Annotated in this window: 5 protein-coding genes (1 of these 5 only partly in view); 3 read left to right on the top strand and 2 right to left on the bottom strand. The window is 39.5% G+C overall.

Annotated elements, in window-relative coordinates; genetic code table 11:
- Positions 1-93 carry the 5' portion of a hypothetical protein gene (locus A3H37_03665; GenBank protein OGL50914.1) on the bottom strand. It extends 1353 nt beyond the left edge of the window, so 93 of the gene's 1446 nt are visible here — the first part of the coding sequence; it begins with the start codon at positions 91-93; its stop codon lies off the left edge, out of view.
- A 357-nt stretch (positions 94-450) separates the two neighbouring features.
- On the bottom strand, positions 451-1119 hold the full coding sequence (locus tag A3H37_03660; protein ID OGL50913.1) for a hypothetical protein: 669 nt from the start codon (positions 1117-1119) through the stop codon (positions 451-453).
- 334 nt (positions 1120-1453) lie between these two features.
- On the opposite strand from A3H37_03660, the gene A3H37_03655 reads away from it, so the two are divergent.
- The 3 genes from A3H37_03655 (at position 1454) to A3H37_03645 (ending at position 6056) form a co-directional block, all read left to right on the top strand.
- Positions 1454-4117 carry a valine--tRNA ligase gene (locus tag A3H37_03655; protein OGL50912.1) on the top strand — a complete coding sequence of 888 codons (2664 nt, stop codon included), beginning with the start codon at positions 1454-1456 and terminating at the stop codon, positions 4115-4117.
- Positions 4117-4965, top strand: coding sequence for a nicotinate-nucleotide diphosphorylase (carboxylating) (locus A3H37_03650; GenBank protein OGL50911.1), 849 nt, complete (start codon positions 4117-4119; stop codon positions 4963-4965). The genes A3H37_03655 and A3H37_03650 overlap by 1 nt, the downstream gene beginning before the upstream one ends.
- A gap of 257 nt (positions 4966-5222) precedes the next feature.
- Positions 5223-6056, top strand: a complete 834-nt coding sequence (locus tag A3H37_03645) for a 3-deoxy-8-phosphooctulonate synthase (GenBank protein ID OGL50910.1) — start codon at positions 5223-5225, stop codon at positions 6054-6056.
- Positions 6057-6068: the final 12 nt, after the last annotated feature.

The raw sequence follows: 6068 nt of genomic DNA, 5'->3' as shown, positions 1-6068 counted from the left end.
AAAGACTTTTACATTAAAACCCTTTTGGGAAAGGTATATCCCTGATGTAAGCCCTGATGCCCCTGCACCGATTATCACAACAGTTTTATCCATATTTACTAAATCCTCAAAATAAAGGTTTATATTCCTCTTATACTTTAGCAAAAATATATTCAAAAGCCCCGTGCGGAAGCACGGGGTAATTTGCTTCAAATGCTATCCTAATTAATTATTGTCATTGACTCAAAATCCCCTCGGACAGGCGGGACGCCTGTCCTACCATTAAACTTACAACAATTCACCAGTAGATCAGTCGCCTGCCTGCCGGCAGGTCTCGCATGATTATTTTCATGCCTCTCTGTGAGCCAAAAGCTCATGATGATTCCTGTCTCCCATTTACATGAGGGTAAATTCCAGCAGGAATCCAGAGAACATTTATTTTAGCGGAAATGGCATAAAAATATTTGTTCATTATTTCCTGAAGACAAGGAAATACTGGTATGGCAGGAAGAAAAATTCTGCCTCAAGCTTATAGCCGGCATCAGTAATTTCCTTCACAATATTTTCTTTTGATATCCTCATTGACAAGGGAGGACCGTGAGGAGTTTCTTTTTTCTGGTAATCTATAATTGCAATCCTTCCTTCAGGTTTTGAATATTTTTTTAAAAGCTTCAGGTATTCATTCCTCTTTTCTATGTGGTGGTATGTGTCGCATATAAAGACTAAATCTGCAGAGGAAGGAGAAAGCATCGGGTCATCAGGCTTGCACAGAACAGGGACAACATTTTTTAAATTTTCCTTCTTAATTCTTTCTTCAATGTAATTTATCATTCCCTTTTCTATGTCGCAGGCAAGAACCTTTCCATTGTTTCCGGCTTTCTTTGAGAGAAAAACCGTAAAATATCCAGAACCTGCGCCTATATCAGCAATCACATCTCCTTCTTTTATCCCAAGATAGTTTACTACTTTTTCAGGCATTTGCCAGGAAGCCCTGTCAGGAGTTTCAAGCATGTTTATGTAACCGTCAACAGAGCCGGGAGGGTGTCCGTGCTGATGCTGGGAATAGAGATTGTTTCCTGTTAAAATGAAAACAAGAAATGAAAAGGCTGCAAGGTTTAATAAATGAAATTTTCTTTTCATATTCCAAAAACCTCCTTTATTATTGAACAAAAGATTTTTCAAAGCTTTACTTTCAAATATAATCACATTTACTTTGCTAACACAACGTCTTTTCTAAGCCTTGACACCCTAATGCCTTTCTGTTAGTAATTTAAATCTGCGCGGGATATAAGTTGCAATTTGATAATAGTATATTCTTAATTATGCAAAAGACAGGGAAGGCATCCTGCCTGTATTATGCAAGAGGCAAGATGCCTTGGTTATTTTATTAAGACGTGGGGAGAAACCACGTTTATTATATTTTAGGGATATATTAACTCGGGTTTCAACAAAGGCAAAAGGAGTTTTTTAGAAGATGGAAATTGAGCTTCAGAAGGGGTATGAGCCAAAAGGTATTGAGGAGAAGTGGTATGAGTTCTGGCTTGAGAGGAATTTCTCTCACGGGGACAAGAATTCTGAAAAACCTTCTTACTCAATTGTAATCCCTCCTCCAAATGTAACAGGAAGCCTGCATATAGGACATGCCCTTAACAATACCCTTCAGGATATTCTTGCAAGGTTTAAGAGAATGGATGGATACAACGTAGCCTGGATTCCGGGCACTGACCACGCAGGGATTGCAACTCAGAACGTAGTTGAGAAGGAGTTGATGAAAGAGGGAATAAAAAGAGATGATATCGGGAGAGAAGAGTTTATTAAGCGGGTATGGAGATGGAAGGAGAAAAAAGGAGGATTGATAATAAAACAGCTTAAAAGAATGGGGTGCTCCTGTGACTGGCAGAGAGAAAGATTTACAATGGATAAAGGGCTTTCAGATGCTGTTAAGGAGGTTTTTATCCGCCTCTACCAAGAGGGCCTTATTTACCGCGGAAACTATATAATCAACTGGTGTCCGCGATGCCGTACAGCCCTTTCTGACCTTGAGGTTGAGCATTTGGAGACAAAGGGAAAACTTTACCATATTAATTATCCTGTTCTTGGAGAAAAAGGAAAATTCTTGACTGTTGCAACAACAAGGCCTGAGACAATGCTTGGTGACACGGCAGTTGCAATTAATCCTGAAGATGAAAGATACAGGGAATTCAGAGGGAAAAAAGTAATCCTTCCCTTGATGAACAGGGAAATTCCAATAATTGAAGACAACTATGTTTCAATGGATTTTGGCACAGGGGCGCTTAAAGTTACTCCTGCTCACGATGCAAATGACTTTGAAATAGGCCTGCGCCATAATCTTCTTCAGGTAAATGTCCTTGCTGAGAATGGTCTTCTTAATGAGTTGGCTGGTAAATATAATGGTCTTGAGCGCTTTAAAGCAAGAGAAGTTATTTTAAAAGATTTAGAGGGACAGGAGTTGCTCGTAAAGACAGAGGATTATCTTCACGGTGTTGGGCATTGTTACCGGTGCAGGACAGTTGTGGAGCCATATCTTTCAAAGCAGTGGTTTGTCAAGACAAAGGATTTGGCAAAGCCTGCAATTGAGGCTGTCAGAAGCGGTAAAATAAAAATTATACCAAAGGGCTGGGAAAACACTTATTTTGAGTGGATGGAAAATATCAGGGACTGGTGCATATCAAGACAGATATGGTGGGGACACAGGATACCCGCATGGTATTGCAAAAAATGCGGAGAGGTTCTGGTTGAAAAAGATGCGCCTTTAAAATGCAGAAAATGCGAAAGCGATGAACTTGTTCAGGAAAGCGATGTTCTGGATACCTGGTTTAGTTCAGGACTCTGGCCATTTTCTACAATGGGATGGCCTGAACGAACAAAGGAGCTTGAAACATTCTATCCGACATCCTGTCTTGTTACATCCTTTGATATTCTTTTTTTCTGGGTTGCCAGGATGATAATGCTTGGATTAAAATTCATGAAGGATGTGCCTTTCAGAGATGTTTACATTCACGCGCTGATACGGGATGTTGAAGGGCAGAAAATGAGCAAGTCAAGGGGGAATGTCGTTGACCCTCTTGATATAATTGGAAAATTTGGGGCTGATACATTAAGGTTTACCCTTGCAGCTTTAGCTTCACAGGGCAGGGATATCAGGCTTTCAGAGGAGAGGCTTGAGGGTTACAGGAATTTTGCCAACAAACTATGGAATGCATCAAGGTTTGTAATCTCAAACACAGGAGACTTTTCAAGGAAACCGCAGGATGAAAAGGATTTCATCCTTTCAGATATTGACAAATGGATTTACAGTAAATTGCATGAAGTGATTAAGGAAGTAAGAGATGCTTTTGACAACTATAGGTTTAATGAAGCAGCTAACAGTATTTATCAGTTCCTGTGGCATGAATACTGTGACTGGTATATTGAGTTTACAAAACCGGATCTGATTCAGGAGACAAATGAGATAAGAAAAAGAACAGCCCAGAAAGTTTTAACTGATGTGCTTGAAAGGATATTAAGGCTTCTTCATCCGTTTATGCCTTTTATAACTGAGGAGATATGGCAATATGTAAAGCCTGAAAAGAGCATTGAAAGCATAATGATTTCTTCTTATCCGAAGCAAGATGACGTTGATTTTTATCCTGAAGAAACTGCACGCGTTGAAGAACTAAAAAGCCTGATAAAAGTGATAAGGAATATCAGGAGTGAAATGGATATACCGCCTTCAACACGGATAAAGGTATATATAAAGACACCTGATTCATCTGATAGTGAAAGGATTGATTCAGCAAGAGAGTATATCTCGAAATTATGCAGGACATCTGAGATTAATGTTGGTATAAATTTGTCCAAGCCAAAGGCTTCTGCCACAGGCATTGTCAGGAATATGGAATTGTTTGTTCCTCTTGAAGGTATACTTGATTTTGAAGAAGAGAAAAAAAGGCTTGAGAAAAAGATTAATAAGCTTGAAAAAGATTTTTCCGTCCTTGAGAGAAAACTTAAAAATGAAGATTTTATTAAAAATGCCCCTGCTGAAGTAGTGGAAAAGGACAAGGAAAAACATAATGAGCTCATTAAAGAAAAGATAAAGATTGAAGGGCATCTTAAGGCTCTTGAGGAGTTACAGTAATGGTGAGACTTGACTGGAAAAAGATTGACCAGCTGATTGACTGGGCGCTGAATGAGGACATAGGGAGTGGCGATTTAACAACTGATGGGATAATAGAGGAGGAAACACAGGCTAAAGGCATCTTTCTGGCAAAAGACACAATGGTGCTTGCAGGGATAGATATTGTTCCGAGAATTTTTAAAAAATCTCATCAGAATTTTAACTTCAAGGCATTTTTTAAAGATGGAGATTCTGTTCCAAAGAGTGAGATAATTGCAACTATTGAAGGAAATGCAAAGGTAATTCTCTCATACGAAAGAGTAGTGCTTAATTTTCTCCAGAGGCTGTCAGGCATTGCAACATATGCTTCGAAATTTGCCGCACAGGTAGAAGGCACAAAAGCCAAGATTGTTGATACAAGAAAAACAACTCCGGGGTGGAGAGTGCTTGAAAAATATGCTGTAAGTGTTGGCGGAGGTAAAAACCACAGGTTTGGTCTGTTTGATGCAGTACTGATAAAGGACAACCACATAAAATTAAGCGGTGGAATAAAAGAGGCAGTAGAAAGAATAAGGGAATTTGTACCCCCTTACCTTAAGGTTGAGGTTGAGGCATCGAATTTAAAGGAAGTAGAAGAGGCTCTGCAGGCAGGGGCTGAAATAGTTATGCTTGACAATATGGGCGTAGATGAGATGAAAAAAGCTGTTGAGCGGATAGACGGAAAGGCTGTGATTGAGGTATCAGGGGGAGTTAATCTTTCAAATATCAGGGAAATCGCCCTGATGGGAGTTGACCTGATTTCAATCGGGGCATTGACACATTCACCATCCGCTGTGGATATAAGCATGAAGGTGGAAGGAGTAGAGTAGATCTTATAAGAGGTTAAAAAATTCTAAATACGAAATTCTGAACTCTAAACTGTTTTGAATTTGTTTTAGGATTTAGCAGGTTGCTGAAGAAGTCCTTTTTTGACTGTCATTGCGAGCGAAGCGAAGCAATCCAGATGAGATTACCACGAGCCGATAAATCGGTTCTCGTAATGACATTAATTGAACTTTTTCAGAACCCTGTTAGATATTAAAATTTAGAATTTATAAAATTACCTTTAAAATGGGGGAATAACTCTGTGAAGAACAGGATAGTCAAAATAGGAAATATTGAGATTGGCAACAATAATCCCTTTGTTCTGATTGCGGGTCCTTGTGTGATTGAAACAAAGAGAATTTGCCTGGACATTGCAGGGAGGCTAAAAGAATTGTCTGAGAAACTGGATATCCAGATGATTTTCAAAACATCCTTTGACAAGGCAAACCGCTCATCAGTCGATTCCTACAGAGGACCGGGGATAGATAGAGGCTTGGATATTCTTTCTGAGATTAAAGAAAAATATAAGATTCCGGTTCTTTCAGATATTCACAGGATTGCAGAGATAGAGAAATCTTCAGGGGTTCTTGATGTGATGCAGATTCCTGCTTTTCTTTGCAGACAGACAGACCTGATTCAGGAAGTAGCAAGAAAGAGAAAGGCAATCAATATTAAAAAGGGGCCATTCCTTGCGCCTTGGGATGTAAAAAACATAATTGAAAAGGTTGAGTCTGCAGGAAATCAGAAAATACTGTTAACTGAAAGGGGAAGCTCTTTTGGTTATAACAACCTTGTAGTCGATTTCAGAGGATTAGAGATAATGCGTAGGTTTGGATATCCTGTTGGTTTTGATGCCACACACAGTGTTCAGCTTCCGGGAGGCGCCGGAAAGGCTTCTTCTGGAGAGAAGGAGTTTGTAATGCCTCTGACAAGAAGCGCTCTTGCTCTGGGGTGTGATTTTCTCTATATGGAGGTCCATGAAAATCCCCAAAAGGCGTTGTGTGACGGGCCTAATATGGTGGACTTAAAGGAGCTTGAAAAAATTCTCATTATTGGAAAGAAGATTGACAGGCTTGTTAAGAGTGAGGCGAGATAATCAGCGTTAAAA

This window comes from Candidatus Schekmanbacteria bacterium RIFCSPLOWO2_02_FULL_38_14 (assembly GCA_001790855.1).
Classification (GTDB): Bacteria; Schekmanbacteria; GWA2-38-11; order GWA2-38-11; family GWA2-38-11; genus 2-02-FULL-38-14-A.
This window is presented reverse-complemented; position numbering and strand designations above follow the sequence as displayed.